The organism is Corynebacterium sp. HMSC077D03 (assembly GCF_001808545.1).
Lineage (GTDB): Bacteria > Actinomycetota > Actinomycetes > Mycobacteriales > Mycobacteriaceae > Corynebacterium > Corynebacterium simulans.
Map to the genome: position 1 here is coordinate 61692 of NZ_KV793669.1, position 21944 is coordinate 83635.

12 protein-coding genes are annotated in these 21944 nt (G+C 58.8%); 7 read left to right on the plus strand and 5 right to left on the minus strand.

Annotated features, from left to right (window positions below):
- Positions 1-15 precede the first annotated feature (15 nt).
- The 3 genes from HMPREF2888_RS02505 to HMPREF2888_RS02515 are packed head-to-tail and all read left to right on the plus strand — an operon-like array spanning position 16 to position 4074.
- Complete coding sequence (locus HMPREF2888_RS02505; RefSeq protein ID WP_070518167.1) at positions 16-1674, plus strand: thiamine pyrophosphate-dependent enzyme; 1659 nt, start codon at positions 16-18, stop codon at positions 1672-1674.
- A 27-nt stretch (positions 1675-1701) separates the two neighbouring features.
- Positions 1702-2979 carry an amino acid permease gene (locus HMPREF2888_RS02510; protein ID WP_070518169.1) on the plus strand — a complete coding sequence of 426 codons (1278 nt, stop codon included), beginning with the start codon at positions 1702-1704 and terminating at the stop codon, positions 2977-2979.
- Between the two features lie 54 nt (positions 2980-3033).
- Positions 3034-4074, plus strand: coding sequence for a histidinol-phosphate transaminase (locus tag HMPREF2888_RS02515; protein WP_070518170.1), 1041 nt, complete (start codon positions 3034-3036; stop codon positions 4072-4074).
- Positions 4075-4115: 41 nt separating this feature from the next.
- Here the strand turns inward: HMPREF2888_RS02515 and HMPREF2888_RS02520 are convergent, their stop codons facing one another.
- Entirely contained in the window at positions 4116-4814 is a 699-nt protein-coding gene (locus HMPREF2888_RS02520) for a TetR/AcrR family transcriptional regulator (RefSeq protein WP_070518172.1), read from the minus strand.
- Positions 4815-4978: 164 nt separating this feature from the next.
- Between HMPREF2888_RS02520 and HMPREF2888_RS02525 the strand changes: the two genes are divergently transcribed.
- The 4 genes from HMPREF2888_RS02525 to HMPREF2888_RS02540 all read left to right on the plus strand — a co-directional run bounded on the left by HMPREF2888_RS02525 (position 4979) and on the right by HMPREF2888_RS02540 (position 10504).
- On the plus strand, positions 4979-6490 hold the full coding sequence (locus HMPREF2888_RS02525) for a flavin monoamine oxidase family protein (RefSeq protein WP_070518173.1): 1512 nt from the start codon (positions 4979-4981) through the stop codon (positions 6488-6490).
- A gap of 3 nt (positions 6491-6493) precedes the next feature.
- The gene (locus tag HMPREF2888_RS02530; protein ID WP_070518175.1) at positions 6494-7417 is read left to right on the plus strand and encodes a universal stress protein; all 924 of its coding nucleotides are present in this window, start codon (positions 6494-6496) and stop codon (positions 7415-7417) included.
- Positions 7418-7492: 75 nt separating this feature from the next.
- The gene (locus tag HMPREF2888_RS02535) at positions 7493-9055 is read left to right on the plus strand and encodes an APC family permease (RefSeq protein WP_070518177.1); all 1563 of its coding nucleotides are present in this window, start codon (positions 7493-7495) and stop codon (positions 9053-9055) included.
- Between the two features lie 72 nt (positions 9056-9127).
- Entirely contained in the window at positions 9128-10504 is a 1377-nt protein-coding gene (locus tag HMPREF2888_RS02540) for an NAD-dependent succinate-semialdehyde dehydrogenase (protein WP_070518179.1), read from the plus strand.
- 173 nt (positions 10505-10677) lie between these two features.
- Here the strand turns inward: HMPREF2888_RS02540 and HMPREF2888_RS02545 are convergent, their stop codons facing one another.
- The 4 genes from HMPREF2888_RS02545 to HMPREF2888_RS02560 form a co-directional block, all read right to left on the minus strand.
- A complete protein-coding gene (locus HMPREF2888_RS02545) occupies positions 10678-15453 on the minus strand; it encodes a putative Ig domain-containing protein (RefSeq protein WP_070518181.1) in 4776 nt (1591 codons plus the stop codon).
- Positions 15443-18598 (minus strand): putative Ig domain-containing protein, encoded by a 3156-nt coding sequence (locus tag HMPREF2888_RS02550; RefSeq protein WP_070518183.1) that lies wholly within the window; start codon positions 18596-18598, stop codon positions 15443-15445. The genes HMPREF2888_RS02545 and HMPREF2888_RS02550 overlap by 11 nt, the downstream gene beginning before the upstream one ends.
- A gap of 471 nt (positions 18599-19069) precedes the next feature.
- A complete protein-coding gene (locus HMPREF2888_RS02555; RefSeq protein ID WP_070518185.1) occupies positions 19070-20293 on the minus strand; it encodes an aromatic amino acid transport family protein in 1224 nt (407 codons plus the stop codon).
- A 147-nt stretch (positions 20294-20440) separates the two neighbouring features.
- Positions 20441-21922, minus strand: coding sequence for an NAD-dependent succinate-semialdehyde dehydrogenase (locus tag HMPREF2888_RS02560; RefSeq protein ID WP_070518187.1), 1482 nt, complete (start codon positions 21920-21922; stop codon positions 20441-20443).
- Positions 21923-21944: the final 22 nt, after the last annotated feature.

The following is a 21944-nucleotide window of genomic DNA, read 5'->3' on the forward strand; positions in this document are numbered from 1 at the left end:
GATTGTCTGAAAACTATGACTCGTCGCCATGTTGGCACCGCCATCGCTGAATCTCTCGCAGCACACAACGTCAAGCGCGCATACCTCGTCCCAGGCGAGAGCTTCCTGCCAGTACTTGATGGGCTCTATGACAGCCCCATCGAAGCCATCGTTACCCGCCAGGAAGGCGGCGCCTCCTACATGGCAGAGGCACACGGCAAGGCCACCGGTGAGCCGGGCGTCGCAATGGTCACCCGCGGCCCAGGCGCCTCCAATGCTTTCGTTGGCATTCACACCGCCTGGCAGGATTCCACCCCGATGGTCCTCTTCGTGGGCCTTATTCCCTTCCCCGACCGTGACCGTGAGTCCTTCCAGGAGTTCGACCCAAAGGCTTGGTTTGGCACCCAGACCAAGCAGGTCTTCATCCTCGATGACTCATCCCGTGCTTCCCACGTGGTGGCCGAGGCATTCTTCCAGGCCAAGCAGGGCCGCCCAGGCCCAGTAGTGGTGGGCCTGCCGGAGGACATTCTCCACATGGACTTCGACGGGGAGATTATCCAGCCAATCAACGTGACAGACGGCGCAGTATCCCCAAGCGATATCGCCGAGCTTTCCGAGGCCCTACGCTCCGCCGAGCGCCCACTCATCTTCGCCGGCGGCCCGCGCTGGACCCCAGAGTCCGCACGCCAAATCACCGAGTTTGCAGAGACCAACCAGATTCCGGTGGTCCACGATTTCCGCGCCAGCGACCGCATCCCTTTTTCTTCCCCGGCCAACGCCGGCTGGCTGGGCTACGGCCGCGACGAGAAGGCAGCTGCACTGCTCGAGAATTCCGACCTCGTACTCGCCGTTGGAGCAGTGCTTGGCGACGTCCCGACTGACGGCTACACGCTGCGTCAAGGCGCAAATGACCGCAACTTCTTCATCAACATCGATTCCAGCCTGCGTGGCAACTCCGCAGCCGTCACCCGCCACATCCTGGCCAGCCCGGTAGCCTTCGCCGAAGCGCTATCTGAGATCAATGCGGGCGAGGCCTCTGCTGCCCAGCAGCAGTGGTTCGCGGATGCGCACGCGGCGCAGGTGGCTTTCTCTACGGTTCAGGACGAAGCCGACTGGCGCCCGGCTCCTGAGGGAACCGCACACATCGAATCACTCATGCGCGCCATTCAGGAGCAGGCCCCAGAGGATTCCATCTACACCTTCGGCGCCGGCAACCACTGCATCTGGGCGCAGCAGTTTATGCACACCAACGTCTACCCCTCCCAGTTCAGCGTGCGCAATGGCTCGATGGGCTACTCCGTTCCAGGTGCAGTCTCCACCAAGCTGGAGTTTCCTGAGCGCACCGTCATCGCCATTGCTGGCGACGGCGAGTACCTGATGAATGGCCAAGAGCTGGCTACCGCCCTGCAGTACGGCGCTCCTTATTTGACCGTCGTGATGTCCAACGGCGAGTTCGGCACCATCCGCGATCACCAAAAGAACCACTTCCCTGATCGCGTTTCCGGCACCCAGCTTTCCAACCCGGATTTCGCCGCCGTCGCCCGTGGCTTCGGCGCACACGGCGAGCTTGTCACTTCCGACGCCGAGGCAGGCCCTGCCGTCGAGCGCGCCCTGCAGGCTATGCGCGAGAAGCAGATTCCAGCAGTCATCAACGTGATTGTGGATCAAGCTCTGTCGCTGCCTGACAACGACTAAACCTGTCCCCAAACAAAGGATTTTTCAATGAGCGATACCGTTGCTACCGCTGTTGAGCATACGGAGGCCAAACCTGCTGGCTCCACCATGACTTGGGTCATCACCCTGTTCGGCACTGCCGTCGGCGCAGGAATTTTGTTCCTTCCACTTAACGCTGGTGGATTTGGTTTCTGGCCACTGGTCTTTGCCACGGTCTTCATCCTGCCGCTGGTCTATTTCTCGCACCGCACCTATGTCCGAATAGTCAGTGGCGCGCCCATCCGCGACCACGGCAAGGACGTCCTGGAACTGGCCACGCAGTATTTTGGCCGCACCTCCGGCATCGTTATCGCCATTTTGTACTGGCTCGCTATCTTCCCCACGGTGCTGATTTACGGCATCAGCATCACCAACTCGGTCGATAGCTTCATCGTCAACCAACTGGGTGGACCTTCCATCAACCGGTGGGTACTCGCCATCCTTTGCGTGGGCATTATGACCGGCGCGTTCGCCGTGGGCCGCAAGCCCATGCTGTGGCTGGCCCAGGTGCTGGTCTATCCGCTCATCTTCGCTTTGGCAGCAACGTCCATCTATCTCATCCCACGCTGGGATTTTCAGAGCTTCCTGCACTACGACAACGGCGAAGGTGACTTTGGAATCCTCAAGGGAATCCTGCTGATTCTGCCGGTGCTTGTATTTTCCTTTTCCCACATGGCGGCACTGTCTCAGTTCGCACTAGACATGCAGCCGGCCTATGGCGAGAAGACCGCCAAGCGCGTTGACCGCACGGAGCTGCTTACCGCCATCTTGCTGGTGGTCTTTACCATGTTCTTTGTTTGGTCATGCGTCCTGGCTTTGGGCGCCGATGGAATGAATGAGGCGCTGGAACAAAACATTCCGGTACTGTCCTACTTCGCTAACGTCACCGGCACCCCGTTCATGGCCTACATGGCACCCGTTGTGGTCATGTGCGCCATCATCTCCTCCTACTTCGGCCACATGCTGGGCACCGAGGAAGGCACAGAGTACCTGCTGCGCCTAGCAGCGCCAAAGATGGCTGAGCGTATCTCGCACCGCAGCCTGCTCAACATCATTTATCTCATCACCTTCGTTGGCACTACCCTGGTGGCGGTCTATAACCCATCCATCGTGTCGATGATTTCGGTCGTCGGTGGCATCTTCGTGGCTTTCCTCGTTTACCTGGTCCCGGTCTACATGTTCAAGAAGTTCGACGCTTATTCCAAGTTCAAAAATGACCCGTGGAACTACTTCGTATTCGGCATGGGAATCGTCATTATGGCGGTTACCGTGTGGAACATGTTCTAATTCTTATCTATCACTTCTTAAAAGTCGCTTTAAAGTTAGGAGTTTTAAAACCATATGCTTCGCTCTGATCTCAACAAGTTCCCTGATTACAAGCCCGGCAAGTCCGACGGCGACAAGCTGAAGCTCTCCTCCAACGAAATCCCTAACCCACCGCTTCCCTCCGTGCTCGAGGCAATGACGCGGGCGGCAGCGGAGACCAACCGCTACCAGATCGATGGCTGCCCAGAACTGACCACTGAGCTTTCTAAGTACCTGGGCGTTCCTGAAGATCACCTCACCATCGCGGCAGGCGCCTCGGCCATCGTTCAGCAGGCCATCGGAATGTCCTGCCACACTGGCGACGAAGTAATCTTCCCGTGGCGCAGCTTCGAGGCTTACCCGCTCTACGTGCGCATGGCCGGCGCGGAACCAGTGATGACTCCGCTTACCGAGGACGACCGCTTGGGCTTGGATGCCGTAATCGAGGCCATCACGGACAAGACCCGCGTCATCATCCTCTGCAACCCGAATAACCCAACCGGCACCACCATCACCAAGGGCGAGTTCCGTGACTTCATGAAGCAGGTTCCGAAGGACATCGTGGTTATCCTCGATGAGGCCTACTGGGAGTACAACGACGCGGAGGATACCCCGGATTCTGCCGAGGAGATTTTCAACTACCCGAACCTGGTGGGCGCCCGCACCTTCTCCAAGGCCTTCGGCCTTGCCGGTGCACGCGTGGGTTACGGCATCGCCTCCCCGGAGCTCATCCACGGCCTCAAGCTAATGACCATGCCGCTAACGGTTACCTACATGGCAGAAAAGGCTGCCATCGCAGCGCTTAACTCGGCAGAGGAGCTGCTTGCCCGCGTCGAAGAGACCAAGGTGCAGCGCGAGCGCGTAGCAGAGGCAATTGGCGCGCGCCCTTCCAAGGGCAACTTCGTTTGGATTCCACGCGGCGACGCCGAAGAGGTTGAACGCAAGCTTTCCGACGAAGGCGTCATCATCCGCCGCTACCTGGATGAGGGCGTTCGCGTTTCCATTACCACTGAGGAAGAAACAAACATCTTCTTGGCCGCCTGGGAGCGTGCGGGCATTCGCCCATTCGGCGAATAATCGCCTTCTATCCCATCGCCCTTTCCCTACTTAGATGGCGGTTACTCACCTGGAACCGCCGGCAGGAAGTCTGCCAATAACGCCGCCAAACCCGTTTGAAACGGATCTTCCGCAAACGGGTTGGCGGCTTTTTGCTCTTCAATTGCCGCAGCCGAAAGTTTTTCCTGCCATGCAGCCCGGGCGCTGCGCAGATGCGGTGCTTCTACATCACCGTCTTCGGGAACCTCGAAGATTTCTTGGGGAGCATTAGCGTCGAAAGCGGAGCCGTAGATGAAGGACTCCAACATGATAATCCGCGGCAGAATCTGCGCGGATTCGACGCCGGCAAATGCCAGTACCTCAGCTAATTTTTCGTACATTTTCACTGCCCGTGGAGCACCTGACACGGGGGTAGAAGCAATGACCTCCACCAGCGGATAATGCCGCGCGAATACATCGCGGTAGGAACGCGCCCAGAACTCTAATGCGTGACGCACGCTCACCTCGCCCGCTAAAGCCGCGTCGAGAAGCGATGCGTCTACCTGCGCCATAACCGCATCCTCTACAAGGATGAGCAACTCATGTTTGTTAAGTACATGGTTGTACAACGCGCTCGGCGCCACCCCCACTTCGCGGGCAATTCGGGCCATCGTGAGTTTGGCATAGCCACTTTCCTCCACAATTTTTAAAGCGGCCTCGGCAATTTTCTCACGGTTTACCAGCGCCTTTGGCGGCCGACCTTTAGCGCGCGAAAAATTCATGGCTCAAACCTCTATTCAGAGTCACATCGATTCCTATACAGTGACACGCAACACAAAATGAATATTGTTCATTTTGCGCTGAGCTTTCAAACAATCTTCCCATAGACGTTTCCTCTGCACCGCGTAGAGGAAGATGTTCACCACTTCACACAGGAGAACCCACCATGTCGTCATTATTTAGCAACGAATCCAACACCAACCCGGTCCTCGAGCGCGACGTTGTCGTCATCGGCGCGGGCCCTGCCGGCCTCATGGCAGCACGCACGCTGAAGAAGAAGGGCCTTTCCGTCGCAGTCCTGGAAGCCCGCGACCGCGTCGGCGGCCGTACCTGGAATGGCAAGGTCAAGGATGCCGAGGGCGTCGAGCACTTCGTGGAGCTGGGCGGACAGTGGATTTCCCCGGATCAGACGCGGCTCATCGAGCTCGTTGATGAGCTAGGACTCGAGACCTTCCAGCGCTACCGCGAGGGCAAGTCCATCTACGTTGCCCCAGACGGCACCCGCCACGAGTACGAGGGCACCGTCTTCCCTGCTTCCGAGAAGACCATCGCGGAGATGGACCGCCTCATCAAGATCATGGATGACCTCGCAGCCGAAATGGACCCGGCGCGCCCCTGGGCACACCCGCGTGCGAAGGAGCTGGACTCCATCTCCTTCCGCAAGTGGCTCGAAGGCCTGTCTGATGACCCGGAGGCAATCGACAACGTCTCCATCTACGTCGCCTCGGGCATGCTCACCAAGCCTTCCTATGCTTTCTCCACCCTGCAGGCAGTCCTGATGGCTGCTTCCGCAGGTTCCTTCTCCAACTTGGTCGACGAGGACTTCATCCTGGACCGCCGCGTGATCGGCGGCATGCAGTCCGTATCGCTGACCATGGCAGAAGAGCTAGGTGAAGATGTTTTCCTCGGCACCCCTGTGCGCGAGCTGCACTGGGCCGAGGTTGATCCGACCACCGCAGATGACCTGAATAAGGTCGCTGCCGACGTTCGCAACGGCGTGCCCAACAACGGCGCTGCTGGCCAGGTGACCGCCTACTCCGAGAAGGTCACCGTGAAGGCGCGCTACGCCGTGCTCGCGGTTCCACCAAACCTGTACAACCGCATCTCCTTCGTTCCGCCGCTGCCACGAGACCAGCAGATCGTGCACCAGCACATCTCCATGGGCTTGGTCATCAAGGTCCACGCCATCTACGACAAGCCTTTCTGGCGCGAAGAGGGTCTTTCCGGCACCGGCTTCGGCGGCGGCCGTTTGGTTCAGGAGGTCTACGACAACACCAACTACGGCAAGAACTTTGCTGCCTCCGCCGAGGGCGAAGAAGACCAGTACGGCACCTTGGTTGGCTTCGTCTCCGACGTTTATGCCGAGGAAATGTGGCACCTGCCAGAAGAAGAGCGCAAGGAGCGCATACTTTCTGCCATGGCGGACTACCTGGGCCCGAAGACCAAGGAGCCAATCGCGTTTTACCTCTCCGACATGGCCGCTGAGGAGTGGACCCGCGGCGCCTACGCCACCTCTTATGACCTAGGCGGCCTATCCCGCTGGGGCCACCTGCAGAACGAGCCGACCGGCTCCATCTACTACGCCTGCTCCGACATCGCGGCCGAGGGCTACCAGCACGTCGACGGCGCTATCCGCCAGGGCGAGCTCGTCGCCCAGAAGATTGCCGATAAGGGTTAAATATTGTCTGCTTCTGATTTTGATCGTCGCGCAGCCACCGGACATATCTTGGTGGGCTACGTTGCTACGGACTACGGCAAGGACGCGCTCCGCTTGGGCATCGCCCTTGCCAAAACCCGCAACGTCAACCTTGAGATCGTCATGGCCGCGCCGGCCAATAATTCCTTCTCCGGTGTCTACCCGCACGACCGCGGATACAGCTCCATCCTGGAAGAACAGATTGCAGGTTGGTTGCAGGAGGCGCTGGGCGAAATCCCCAGTGACATCCGCGCCACCGCCCGGATCGTCCCTGGCGAGTCTGAGGCCGAGGCACTCAATCGCGCGGCGGAAGAACTGGACTGCGACATGATCGTGGTTGGTGCGCGCAAGGGCGGCCTTTTCGGCCGCTTCCAAATGGGTACTGCGGTCAACACGTTGTTGCACTCCGGTACTGTCCCTATCGCTCTCGCGCCACACGGCTACTCCTACCCCGGCCCGATTAGCCGCATCACCGCCATGTTTGGTCCGCGCCCAGGCACCACGGATGTCATCGCGATTGGTTTGGACCGCGCGCGGCGCCGTCGCATTCCGCTGCGCCTGCTTTCGCTCGTGCTGCCTGGCGAGTCCAATCTGCATGGCCTCGGCACCGACGTTCCCAATGCGGTACGCGCTTATGCCAACCGCAAGCTGGGCGATATCGCCGAAGAAATGCTCTCGGCTGGTTACGCCACAACCGACGTCGCCACTGGGCGCGACGTCGAAGCAGCAATGGAAAACGTCACCTGGCAAGACGGAGAGCTCGCCGTGGTTGGCTCTTCTCGCCTCGCGGTTCCCGGCCGGCTCTTCTTGGGTGGCACGGCGTCGCGAATGCTGCGCTCCATCCCTGTCCCTATGGTCGTCGTACCAGCCGGCTACATGCACGCCGGCGCCGAACACGAAGCGATCTAGCAGGCGCTTTCGCCCAAATCGCTTCCTACCACCAGACCGTATTTCCTAGTTCTTTTTGAAAGGCGGTGAGTAGTCATGACTAGTGCCACTCCTGCACCACCGATTCAGCCCACGCCGGGCAGCGGCGATAACATCGCCTCCACCAAAGGCCTGGCTACCGGACGCGTCGGCTTACTCGGCGCAGTCGTCATCGGCATCAGCTGCATCGCGCCGACCTATACGCTGACTTCCGGACTTGGCCCCACCATTTCCGCGGTGGGCGAGTTTGTTCCGGCGGTCCTCCTTTTGGGATTCATCCCGATGCTCCTGGTGGCCTTTGCCTACCGTGAGCTCAACAATGCGGTTCCGGATTCCGGTACCTCGTTTACTTGGGCCACCAAAGCCTTTGGCCCCTGGGTGGGCTGGATGGGCGGATGGGGCCTTATTACTGCCACCATCCTGGTGCTTTCGAACCTTGCCGCAGTCGCTGTGGACTTCTTCTATCTCTTCCTTGCCCAGATATCAGGCCGCCCCGAAATTGCAGACCTGACGCGCAATCTCTGGATTAATATCCCCACCACGATGGTCTTCATCGCGATCGCAGCCTGGGTTTCCTATCGTGGCCTAGATTCCACGCAGAAGTTGCAATACGTGCTGGTTGCCATCCAGATAATGGCCATTGTGGTCTTTGACATCGTGGCCATCGTGCGCGCTTATAAGGGCGGCGGATTCGACTTCACCCCGATTTCAGTTTCATGGTTTAATACGCTGGAAATCGGCAACTTCTCCCTCATCGCGGCCGGCATTTCCTTGTCCATCTTCATGTTCTGGGGCTGGGACGTCACGCTGACGATGAACGAGGAAACGAAGGACCCAGAAAAGACTCCAGGGCGCGCTGCAACCATCACGGTCTTGGTCATCATCAGCCTCTACATTCTGACTGCCTTGGCCGTCATCACGTGGGCAGGAACGGGTGATGAAGGCCTGGGTGCTGGCAACCCGGAGAACCAGGAATCGATCTTCGCTGCGCTCTCCTCCCCCGTGCTCGGCTCGGCTGCCCTGCTTATCTACGTCGCTGTGCTCTCAAGTTCCTTCGCCTCGCTGCAGTCCACGATGGTGGGCCCCGCCCGTACGCTGCTGGCGATGGGCTATTACAAGGCGTTGCCTCCGGTCTTTTCCAAGATCAGCCCCAAGTTCCGCACGCCGTCTACGGCCACGATTGCCTCCGCTATTGCAGCGGGCGGTTTCTACACGGTCACGCGCATCCTTTCTGAGAACGCTCTGTGGGACACCATCTCTGCCCTCGGATTGATGATCTGCTTCTACTACGGCATCACCGCCGTGGCCTGCATTTGGTACTTCCGCCACGAGCTTTTCAGCAGCGTACACAACATCATCTTCAAGTTCGTCTTCCCCCTGCTGGGTGGCGGCTTCTTGCTGCTGATGTTCTTTACCACCGCATTCGATTCGCTTAGCCCGGAATACGGTTCTGGCTCCTCAATTTTCGGAGTGGGCACCGTCTTCGTGCTGGGCATGGGAATTCTGCTGCTCGGCGCCGTATTAATGCTGTTCACGCGCTTTGCCCATCCGGATTTCTTCAAAGGCCGCACATTGAAGCGGATAACGTCCGGCGAAGACTCTCAATTGCCGCTAGTTTAGAGGCTAGCCCTATTTCAACCTAGTTCACTATTAGGCTCTAAAAAGAGCTGGATCACACAACAAGGAGTATTAATGTCTAACACTTACCGAGTTCAAAACCCTGCTACCGACGAGATCGTCGAGACCTTCGACTCTGCCACCGACGCCGAGGTAGAAGGCGCACTGGCGAAGGCCGCCGCAGCCTACCGCGAGTGGAGCGCGCGCCCGATGTCCGAGCGCGCGGAAATCGTTGCCCGCGCAGCACACCTCTTTGCGGAGCGCAAGGAGGAGCTGGCCAAGATTGCCGCGGAAGAGATGGGCAAGCCTATCTCCGAAGGTATCGAGGAAGCAGAGTTCTCAGCGGCCATCATCAAGTACTACGCCGATAACGGCGAGGAGTTCACCAAGGATCAGCCGATTCCGGCTTCTGCCAATGGCACTGCGGTAATCCGCCGCCTGCCCATCGGCCCGCTGCTTGGCATCATGCCGTGGAACTTCCCCTACTACCAGATTGCCCGCTTCGTGGGCCCGAACCTGGTCCTCGGCAACACCATTATCTTAAAGGACGCAGAAATCTGCCCTCGCTCCGCACTCGCCGTGCAGAAGATCATGGATGACGCTGGCATTCCAGAAGGCGTGTACAACAACATCTTCGCCACCCACGAGCAGATTTCCACCATCATCGCGGATCCACGCATCCAGGGCGTTTCCCTGACTGGTTCCGAGCGCGCCGGCGCCATCGTGGGTGCCCAGGCCGGCCAGCACCTGAAGAAGGCCGTGCTCGAGCTCGGTGGATCCGATCCTTATATTCTTCTCGATACCGACGACGTCAAAGAAGCAGCCAAGCTGGCGTGGACGACCCGCATGTACAACACGGGCCAGGCCTGCAACTCCAACAAGCGCATGATCGTCATGGAAGACATCTACGAGGAGTTCGTGGCTGAGCTGACCAAGCTCGCGCAGGCAGCAAAGGCAGCGCCTGCCGACGCCCAGGGTGAGGGCACCTACTCCTGCCTGTCCTCGCGTGCGGCGGCGGAGACCCTGCACGATCAGATTCAGCGCGCGGTGAAGGAAGGCGCTACCCTGCGCGCTGGCGGCGAGCTGGCGGACAAGGGCGCCTTTGTCTCCCCGGCCGTTATCACCGACATTCCAGTCGGCTCCGACATCTACTACGAGGAGTTCTTCGGCCCGGTTGCCGTGGTCTACCAGGTTTCCTCCGACGAGGAAGCGCTCGAGCTGGCCAACAACACCCAGTTCGGCCTGGGCGGCACCGTCTTTTCCAAGGACACCGAGCGCGCAGCGGCCATCTCCCGCCGCCTCGAGGTGGGTATGGCCAACGTCAACACCCCGGCCGGTGAGGGTGAAGAGCTGCCTTTCGGCGGCGTGAAGCGCTCTGGCTTCGGCCGTGAGCTCGGCCCGCTGGGCATGGATGAGTTCGTCAACAAGCAGATGTACTACATCGAAAACTAATCTCGGCGCAGAGCATCACCCCCAATATAAAAACTGAGGGTTAAGTAGCATTTGCTACTTAGCCCGCCCACGCTCATACACAAAAGGGAGGCTGTCACTAACCAAAGCGTTAGTGACAGCCTCCCTTCTTTTGATTAAGCCCTAGGGCTCAATCAGTTGAGCTTGCCAACTGACTAGTCAGAAGATCCGGTGGAAGACCCGTCGTCGGAAGCACAGGCATCGTAGACCAGACCGCCTACCAGAAGTCCGGCAGCCACGAGGGCAAGACCGGCGCCTAGCTTGCGCACCTCCGGGGAAATCTTCGCGTTGAAGGCCGCGAGCTGGCGATTAGCCTGCTCGACCTGGCCGGCCAGCTGCGGGTTGAAGATACCCAGCTGCTTCTGCGTCTGAGTGTTGAACTGCTGCCACTGGCGTGCCAGCTGTGCCTGCATCTCAGACAGACCTGGAATGCGAACCTGTGCTGCCAGACCTGCCGGGATGAGCAGCAACAGTGGCAGACCCACTGCCAAGCCGGTAGCCACACAACGCTCAGAAGGCTGGTAGCTCGAGGAACCATCCGAAGAGCCATCAGAAGACCCATCCGAGCTGCCTGGGTTCTTGCCGGGGTCAGTACCCGGATCAGTGTTCGGCTCGGTGACGGTCACGGTGATGCTGTCGATTTCCTTGTCGGAGTCATCGCGGACGATGACGGTTACGGTATCGCCTGGCTTGGCGTCTGGCTTGATGGTGACGATGACATCGCCGTTCTCTTCCAAGGTCGCGGAACCTGGGCCGGTGGTCTTATCGACGTTGGCACCTGCCGGTACCTTGCCGCCGACATTTGGAACCTTCACGGCGCCACCAGCCGGGGCCTTCGCATCGTTCCAAGACGGTTCATCCGGGGTTTCCGGAGTATCGCTGGAGGTATCCAGGGTGAACGTTGCCGCAATGGTGTCAGCCACTGCCCCATCCGGGTAGGTGATGACTACCGGAACAACGAGTTCGAGATCATCCGGAGTTGCCGTCCCTGCCTTCGGCGCGATAGCCGTCAGCTTACCGGTGGCTTCATCAATGCTTACGTTCCAACCACCTTGGCCGGCCCAATCAGCAGGAATCTTATAGGTCGTGCCGCTCGGAGCATCATCAGAACCGTACCGAACTTCAGCAGAACCAGTCTCACCGGATGCAACCTCTACGGGTTCGGAATAAGCAGGTTTGTAATCCGTGACGTCGGCAGACGCCGGCTCAACAACCGTGACAACAACTTCTACCTCATCAGTAGAGCCGTCTGGATAAGTCACGGTCACCGGAATGGTGATGGTCTCACCCGGGGTTGCATCCTCCGGGACCTTGACGGTCAGTTCACCCGTTACTGGGTCAACGCTCGCGTTCAGATCCGTGGTGGAGAACTTAGCGCCCTCAGGAAGTACCGTATCGCCGGTTTGTGGGACCTTGACCTCGCTGCCCGGCGCGACGTCTACCGGCGGGTAGGCCGGGTTATTTGCGTCTGCTAGCGGTTGCTGCGGATCCTTGACCACGATATGGAATTCGCTGGTCGAAGATACGCCATTCACCGTTGCTTTAACAGTCACGGTGTAGTCGCCAGCCTTGGTTGGCTTGCCAGAGATTTGGCCGGTGGCCTCATCATAGGTCACGCCATCCGGCAGGCCGGTGACGGTGACGTCTGCTTCCTCGTTATCAACCACGACGTTGATTGGCAGCATCGTCGTATTGGTTGCAACATTCACGTCAGCAATAGGTGCAATCACCGGTGCCGTGACCGGATCAGCCGGGGTTGGGTTGGTGGTCGGCTCTACGTCGGTAGTACCTGGTGTAGAGGTCTCCGAAGTATCGGTGCTTGGCGTGGTGGTACCTGGAGTGGAGGTCTCCGAAGTATCGGTACCTGGCGTCGTAGTGGTATCACCCGGGGTAGGTGCCACGACGTCGATGGTGAACGTAGTGGTTGCCTTGTTGCCAGCGGCGTTGGTTGCCGTGATAGTAACCGTGCTGCGGCCAAAGGCGCTCGGCTTGCCGCTGATGGTGCCGGTAGCTGGGTCAAATTCGACGCCAGTAGGCAGGCCGGTTGCGCTCAGCGTTGCTGTTGGGTCATCGCTGTGAACGGTGACTTCAGTGACGTCTTCGCCCAGCTTCACGATCTGATCCGAAATCGGGTCAAGCTTCGGCGCGGTGGTATCGGCTAGCTCACGGACCACGATGGTGAAGGTTTCGTCGGTGGCATTGCCGTTGGCATCGGTGACCGTCACGGTGACCTCGTAGGTGCCCGGCTTGGTCGGGGTGCCGGTGATGGTGGCAACGCCGTCAACGGGCTCAAGCTTCACGCCATCCGGCAGACCGGAGGCCTTTACCGTATCCGTGTCCGAATCAGAAGAGACCCGAATCGGCTCAATCGGCGTATCGGCATCGACAGCCTGATCTGCAATCGGATCCACCTGCGGACCGGTTGCATCCTTGACGGTGATGGTGAGCTGCTTCTCGGTAGTATTGCCTGCCGCATCGGTGGCGGTCACCGTCACGGTATAGGTGCCCGGAGTAGTTGGCACACCGGAAATCTCGCCGGTGGACGCGAAGAACCGAACGCCATCAGGCAAGCCAGTCACGGTCAGGGTATCCTGCGGGTCATCCGAGGTGATGTGAATCGGGTCAAGCGGTTCGTCTTCCTCGACGGTCCGATCGGCGACGCCTTCTAAGGAAGGCGCCTCAGAATCGACCACGTGGATCGTGAACTGCTCGACGGAAGACTTACCGTTCTCATCAGTGGCCGTTACGGTGACCACGATGGGGAAGTCACCCGCGCGGGTTGGAGTACCCGAAATCGTATTGGTATTGGTGTCGTAAGTAACGCCATCCGGCAGCCCGGTCACGGTGATCGTCGTAGAAATCGACGGATCCGTCACGGTTGGCTTAATCTCCGTAATCGCTTCCCCTAGCGGCACCTCCTGATCCGAAATTGGTTTCAGAACCGGCGCTCCAGGGTCGACGACGGTGATGGTGAAGGTCTCCGTGGTCGTGTTGCCCGCGGCATCGGTCACGTTCACGGTGACAGGCAGCTCACCAGCGGTGGTTGGCGTGCCAGAGATGGTTCCGGTTTCTGGGTCGAAGCTGAGACCATCAGGCAGACCGGTGACCGTCACGGTGGCGTTCGGATCGTCGCTGACTACCTTGATATCGGTGATCGCATCGCCCTTCTCTACCGTTTGATCGTCGATGGGGTCGACCTTCGGAGCAGTGGAATCGCTGACCGTGATGGTGAAGTCAACGTCGGAGGTGTTTCCGGCTGCATCGGTTGCCAAGACGCGCACTGGGTAGGTGCCCGCGGTAGTTGGCTTGCCGGAAATCGTGTTGGTAGCGGCGTCATACTGAACGCCCTCTGGCAGGCCGACTACGGAAATCTTGGCATCGGGGTCATCCGCCTTGACAGCGATATCTTCAATGGCGCTGCCGGCAGCAACGTCTTGGTCACTGATCTCGTCCAGCTTTGGCCCCTGGGCATCGGTGACGGTGATGGTCGAGGTATCGATAGCCTTGTTGCCCGCTTCGTCGACCGCGGTCACGGTCACGGGGTAGGTGCCCGGCTTGGTCGGGGTACCGGTGATTAGTCCCGTCTCTGGGTCAAAAGTCATGCCATCAGGTAGACCTTCGACCGTTACCTTCGCAGAAGGATCATCTACGCGCACTGGAATCGGGTTGGCATCAGTTCCCGCAGCGACCGTGCTATCGGGCAGCGGCTGGATGACTGGTGCACCGGCGTCATTGACGTTGATGTTGAAGACTTCTTCGGTGGTATTGCCAGCGTTGTCCTTAGCGGTGATCGTCACTGGGTAGCTTCCCGGCTTAGTCGGGGTGCCCTCAATCTGCTTGGTATTGGGGTTATAGCTCAAGCCATCAGGCAAGCCAGTGAACGTCAAGGAGGTCACCGCAACGTTGTCCTCAGCGGTGATCTCGATTGGCGTGATCGGGGAATCCGCGGGAACGGTAGGATCCGAAATCGGCGCGATCTGCGGCGCGGTCTTATCGGAAACGGTGATGACAAAATCGACGGGCTCCGAGGTATTGCCAGCGGCATCGGTAGCCGTGACCTTAATGGTGTAGGTTCCCGGCTTCTCTGGGCGGCCGGTAAAGGTGTTGGTCGCGGGGTCGAAGCTAACCCCCTTCGGCAGGGTCTCCGGATCAACCTGGACGGTGGCATCCGGATCATTTACCGAGACCACGACCGGCTTAATCGTCTCGTTCAGAGCGATATCCTGGGCCTCAATCGGATCGATAACCGGGGCGGTCGTGTCTTCGACGGTGATGGTAAACGGTTCGTAGGAAACGTTGCCCGCTGCATCAGTTGCCGCAATAACGACATCATAGGTACCCGGCTTAGTCGGGGTGCCCTCGATCTTCTTGGTCTCCGAGTTGTAGCTCAAGCCATCAGGCAGGCCCGTGACTTCAATCTTCGCGTCTGGATCATCGGTAGCGACCGGAATCTCAGTGATTTGGTCACCCTCCGGGACGCTGACATTGTCCACCGGAGTGATGGCAGGCGCCGTTGCATCGTTAACCGCAATGACGAAGGTCTGAGTCGTTGTATTGCCCGCAGCATCGGAAACCGTGACGGTTACTACGGAAGAGCCGATTTCCTTCGGGGTGCCGGAGATTTTCTTGGTCGCGGGATCGTAGGTCACACCCTCGGGCAGGCCGGTGACGGTCCAGGCGAGATCCTGCGGTGCGGTGGAGTTGTCGGCCGGGTTTAGGCTCATCAGATCGATATCTTTGATGGGCTTCCCCTGGTTAATCGTCTGATCCTCCGGATCATCGAAGGTAGGCGCGGTGGCATCGCCCACGAGCAAGACAACGGTCTCGCTCGTGGAATTACCGGCTGGGTCGGTGGCGGTAACGGTAACGAGGTAGCGCCCCGGAGCGGTTGGGGTGCCCGTAACGAGCCCCGTTTCGCTATCAAAGGTCACTCCCCTCTGGCAGGCCGGTAACGGTGATCTTGGCAGTCGGGTCCGGGCTGGTGACAGGCTCCAGGTTGAGCGGCTGATCTTCAGGAACCGAGACGTCGCGAAGCGGGCGCAGAGCCGGGGCAACGGTATCGGTGACCGTGATGTTAAAAGTCTTCTCGGTGACGTTTCCATAAGGATCAGTTACCTTGACGGTGACCGGGAAGACCTTGCCATCTTGGCTCGTGACTTCAGTCTTTGGTGTACCAGAGATGGTGCCCGTGGTGGGATCGATACTGACGCCTTCTGGTAGCCCGGACGCGCTGAACGTAGAATTCGGCTCATTGCTGGTCACGCTAATCGGTTCCAAAAGGGTGCCGTTTTCCACGCTCACATCAGCGATATCGCCCACCTGCGGCGCGGTGGTGTCGACTACCTTGAGAAGGAATTCCTGGGTCGAGGTATTACCGGCGGCATCGGTCGCAGTCACCGTAATTGGGTACTCCCCCGGTGCCTGCGGGGTTCCTTCGATCTGGTGGGTCTCCGGGTTATAGGTCAGTAATGGTGGCAGGCCCGCGACTACAACGTTACTGACGGACTTGTCAAAGTTATCGGTGACGTCTACTGGAATTGCGGTGATCGGTTGACCGGCCTCTGCGGTGGCGTCGTTGATCTTGGCAATGGTCGGTTCCGTGGTGTCGGTAACAGTAACGACCAGGTTGGATACAGAGTTATTGCCCTGGGGATCGGTGGCCGATACGGCGACCGTGTAAATGCCCGGTTCGGTTGGGGTACCTTCGAGGGCACCGTTTTGCTCGTTCCAGGTCATGCCCGGCGGGATATCACCTTCCACGGTGACGGAGGCTTTAGGATCGTCCACCTTGATCGGAATCGAAGCAGGCTTATCCTCTGGGACGGTGGCATCCGGGCTGGTGAGAACCGGCGCGGAAGTATCCACGACGTTGATACTGAATGCAGTTTCGGTGACATTTCCGGCGGCATCGGTGACGCGGACGTTAACTGTCGACGCCCCGGTGGCCGACGGAGTACCACTAATGGTTCCGGTCGCAGGATCATAGGTGACGCCATCTGGCAGGCCACTGACCTCAACGCTGGTCACACCGATGTTATCCTTCGTCGTAACCTTAATCGGCGCGATGGCTTTGCCCAGCTCCAGGGACTGCGAATCGATCTGCTCAATCTGCGGCGGGTTGCCGTCAGTGACCGTGACCTTGGCATTGACGAGGTCGGTCGAGCCATCGGCGTAGGTGACAATGACCGGGACGGTGTAATCTTCCAGCGCAACATCGGTGCCCGGTGTGGCGGTGATGGTGCCTTGGTCATCAATCTTTACCCACGTTGGGGCGCCATCCGCCAGCTTGAAGGTGGTACCGGCTGGTGCTGGCAGGGTTTCAGCGGTTGTTGCGGTAGTCGAGTCGTCGAAAAGCGGCGCCGCAACGGAACCAATGCTGCTTTGAGCCACGGTTGTAGAACCATAGGTGGGCTCGTAGTGCCCGGACGCCGGCAGTGGCTTAACGGTGAAGGAATCCTGCGTTATCGCCAGGCCATCGCGCACGCCAGAGGGCGAGACCGCAAACAAGCGTGCGGTGTAGGTGGTGGTCTTCTTCAAGTTAGGGTCGGTGACAAAACCGCAGGAAGGAAGCCTGCCACTCGCATCCGGCGCTACCGGCGGGCAGGTGTACTGGGGCAGTTCATTGCCAGCCTCGTCGAACCACGCGATCTGATAACGCGTGTTACCGATTTTGTCGTACTGCAGGCCCGTCGTGGTGGTCTCGATGGCTTGACCCGCAGTAGCGAAGTTGGAGAAAGAGTCATACGGGGTGACGTCAAACTTCAGGTTGCCCGGGTACAGCGCAAAGTTGAGGTTGCTGGCGTAATCCAGCGTACCGCCCCAGTTAGCTGGCCATCCGGCCAAGGTGCCGGCGGAGGTTAAGGTGCTGGTGGTGTTGCCGGTGTAACCGTTGTAGTTAAACGGCGTGTTCACGGAAATGCCTGGCATGTCCTGCAAGGAGAAGAACATCCACTCGTCATTGACGTGCTTCGACTTCATGTTGCCGTTGGCCCAATTACCTGCCTCGGCGGAATCAGCCAAGTCGTGCCAGGTATAGCCCTTGGACAAAATACCGCGATCGTCCCAGCTATTTCCCCAGATACCGCGGAACTGCAGCGTGTACTTACCGTTGGCATCGGTCTTGGCTTGGACGGTCTCTGCGATCCACTTCTGCTGGCCCTCTGCGGCCATCCGCGTCTTGATCCACTGCTGCAGCGCGAGTTCTTGCTGGGTACTCCAGCCGGCATCGCGCACGCGGCCCTTGTAACCGATGGCGGCCATGGTTGCGGGATCGTAGATGCGCGAAAGCGCGTAATCAGAAAGGTAGGAGCCATACACAGTGACGTCTGGAGCCACGGAGTCGATACCGTTGACGGACTGGTAGTTCTGCCACAAGAGGGCGCCGGCGGCGGCGTTGGTTTGGTTCCAGAAGACGGTACCGGAGTATTGGCCATAGGAGCCAGTCTGAGGGTTGTCCGCGACATTCGCCAGGTCGTGCATCACGTTGTTGTTAGCGATGGGCGAGTAAGCGATCTTGATATCGTTATAGGTATCAGACCCCACGGACTGGCTAGCGCCGGCCTCGGTGTTGGCGACGTTGCTTTCCGGCATGATCTGCTCTTGGCCATAGGAGTAGAGCAGATTGTACTGTGAGGTATCCGGATTGATGGACCAGATGCGGAGCTTTTCTCCCTCCGGCAAGTTGGGGTCTGCGTCGAAGTTGCGCCGGACACCCTTGGCGTCAGTAAAGGAAGTCATGCCGATGTGGAACTGACCATCGGCGCCGGTGGTGGTGGTGTAAATCGGCGAAGCGGTGCCATCTTTTTCAAACCACTGGGCAAAAACTTTCACGCCAGACATGGGCGCAACGTTTGGATCGCTCAGGTTCGATTGCATGGTGCCGCCGGTCTGCAGGCCCACGAAGCCGTTCACGGAGCGGTTGCTTCCCGCGGGAACCGTGGTGTTTATGGCGGTTTCTTCGGAGGAACCTGGCGCTGCGGTCACCGCTTGGGCTGCAGGCTCATTATCGAGGAGGTTGGGTACAACAACAACCCCGCCCATAACTAGCGCAGCAGCCATGCCTGAGGCAGTGAGCATGCGCCAGCGGCCGCTTAAATTAAGCCCGCTGAGTGCAGTTACAGAACGAGGTGGCCGAAAAGATATCTTGGACATGACCAATTCTTTCTCTAACTCACGTGTTGTCGCGGCTGTAAGAACAGACGTGGGCGATAACAGGGCACGTGTGAACGTTGACTATTCTTATAGGGATCGAACGACTCGGGATGTTATGTCGGCATGCTGAGCTCCTTAGCAAAATCCTTGGAGTTCTCTGGGCAAATTCTAAGTTTATAGCAGTAACAACCCCTAGCCGAGCAACCCTAGAGAATATGTGACCCTAATCACCCTAAAATGATTAGGTTTTCAGAGTTCTCGTCCCATAGAATTTTGTTCTATTTTTCTATACGCTGCACCGACAGTCAGGCCCGGCTGGAAAAATAAATTCCAGCAATACTTTTGACAAACACCCCTGCCCACCCCCATGCAGGAGCGCTTGCCGACGCCACTTTCTCAAGCCCAGCCCGCCGGAACCAGGCCCACGATCGAGACAACCGAATAAACGAAAGCCAAGAAATAAACCACGATGATGACACCCTGAATCAGCGGATGCGCAAGAACGCCAACTTTCCATCGCGTTTCCTTGTCGCCATGCTTGCGGGAGGCATGCAACAGCATCACGGGAATGATCGACATGATAGCGCCGGCAAATCCGCCCGCATAAGACAGCGCGGCAACGAAGCCGCCCAACCCTAAAACGGAGATAACTAGCGGCGGCAGCACCGTCAGCGCAACACCAATCGCACGCTGGCGGTTACTTCCCTCCCAGTGCAGCATGTCCAAGATGTTGCGCATCGTGGTAAAACCAATTGCCAAGAAAGATGTCAGCATTGCAGCCAAAGCGAAGATATTCGCCAGATAATAGGCCACCGGTCCAAGCTTCTCACCCCACGCGATAGTCACGACTTCGGTCACATCCATACCAAGGAGGCCGAGCGCAGCGAAAGGAACGAGCGCCAAGGTAAAGCCGGTGATGACCATACCCACGACGATGGCGCGTGCGGTCTCATGCGGTTTTTCCGGATCCATTCCCTGCACCAGTTCCGGCACGACGTACTGCGCCACGAACGAGAAAACAGCCAGGTTCAAAATCGGAACGATGAAAAATGGGTGCAGCACCAGGAGGTTTTCCGCTTTAATGCCTGGCCCAATGAAGGTCCAACCACACAAAATCGCGATAATAATCGCCATTCCGGCGGTGATAGCCCCCTCAGTAGCTCCGGTGGTGTGCAGGCCGCGGTACATAACCCAAGAGCCGAAACCAAAGAAGATGAGCGTTCCCAATAGCGGCGGCGCACCGAAAATATTGCTTATCAGCTGGCCAGAGCCAGAAGCATAGGCAATCAAAGCACCCACGCCGTTAATAATGATGGCAAGAAAGACCAGCCAACGGCCCCACTGCCCCAGATAGTGCTCCGCCAAACCGGAAACCTGCAGAGGCGCTTTTGTGCGCATCGCACTTTCCGCAACATAAAGCATAGAAATCGTGGTCAGGGTACCCGCCACGAGAAGCGCAATAACGAGCGCCATAAATCCGCCGTTACGCGCGGCATAGGGAATGGAAAGAATGCCTGCACCAATGTTGGTGCCAAAGATAAGGGCAATGCCTTGGACGAAACTCAAGGCCGGTTTCGCAGCCTGCGGAGCCGCCCCTTCTGTCTTTTCAACAACCGTCATATTTTCTCCCGAATCTAAAATAGAAATATAAGTAACTGCGCATGGAACAACTGGGCCCCTCGGCACCCTCTCCTTTTCTGCAAAAAGTGAGGGCTCCGAGGGGCAATGCCTGTGAAAAATCAGCTCGCTGAGGCTTGCCGGTTAGCGCTAAGGCTTAGCGATGTAGCGCACGGAGATGTACTCCTCGATGCCTTCGGCACCACCTTCGCGGCCGAAGCCGGATTCCTTGATGCCACCGAATGGAGCGGCAGCGTCAGAGATGGCGGAACGGTTGATGCCCACCATGCCTGCCTCCAGCGCGTGCGCGAGGTACTCCGCGGTGTGGAAGTTCTCGGTGAAGGCATAGGCTGCCAAACCGAACTCGGTGTCGTTGGCCTTGGCGACTCCTTCCTCCAAGGTGGAGAAGGTGGTCACGGTGGCTACCGGCCCGAAGATCTCCTGGCGCAGGATCTCGGCGTCGTCAGGCACGTTCGCCAGAACGGTCGCTGGATAAAAGAAGCCGGCACCATCCGGGCGCTCGCCGCCGGTGGTGGCGGTGGCCCCTTGCTCGAGCGCGCGCTCAACCAACTGAGCCACTCCGTCGCGCTGCTTCGCGCTGATCAGCGGGCCGAGGGTGGTGCCTTCTTCCAAACCATGGCCTGCCTGGATAGCAGCCATCTTCTCCGTCAGGCGCTGGGTGAACTCCTCAGCCACAGCCTCGTGCACGATGAAGCGGTTGGCCGCGATGCAAGCCTCACCACCGTTGCGCATCTTCGCCTGCATCGCGCAGTCAAGCACTAGGTCAAGGTTGGCGTCCTCGTGGACCAGGAACGGGGCATTGCCACCGAGTTCCATGGAGGTGCGTTGCAGATTATCGGCAGACTGGCGCACCAGAATCTTGCCCACACCAGTAGAACCAGTGAATGTCACCTTGCGCAGGCGCGGATCCGCCATGAGCTCGGAGGACAGCGCGCTCGACTGCGTGGTGGTCACGATGGAAAACACACCAGCCGGCACCTCGTGGCGGGTGAAGACCTCTGCGATGACCTCACCCAACAGCAGCATGGTCAGCGGGGTTTCCGCAGCGGGCTTAACCACGACCGGGCAGCCAGCGGCAAAGGCCGGGGCAATCTTACGGGTGGCCATGGCCAGCGGGAAGTTCCACGGGGTGATTGCCAGCACTGGGCCCACCGGGGTGTGGGAGACGGTAATGGAACCATTGCCTGCCGGGGACTGGGAGTAGCGGCCCGGAATGCGCACGGCTTCTTCCGCGAACCAGCGCATGTACTCAGCACCATAGGCCACCTCGCCCAGCGCTTCCGCGTAAGGCTTTCCCATCTCCAAGGTCATCACGCGAGCGAAGTCTTCCTTGCGCTCAATAATGGCGTTGAAGATGTCAGTGAGGATGATAGAGCGCGTGCGCGGCGCAAAACCGGCCCATTCCTTTTGCGCGGCGTCGGCAAGCTCCAGCGCGCGCATCCAGTCAGCGGAGGTGCCATCTGCAACGTTGGCAATGACTTCTTCCGTTGCTGGGTCGAGGACCTCGAAAGTGGCGCCGCCGGTGGCTGCGACGTTCGTGCCCTCCAGCCAAAGGCCAATTGGCAGAGAACCCAACAGCTCAGAAACCTGCGAATAATCAAAGTTTGTCATTTGCTTCTACCCTTTTGGCTGC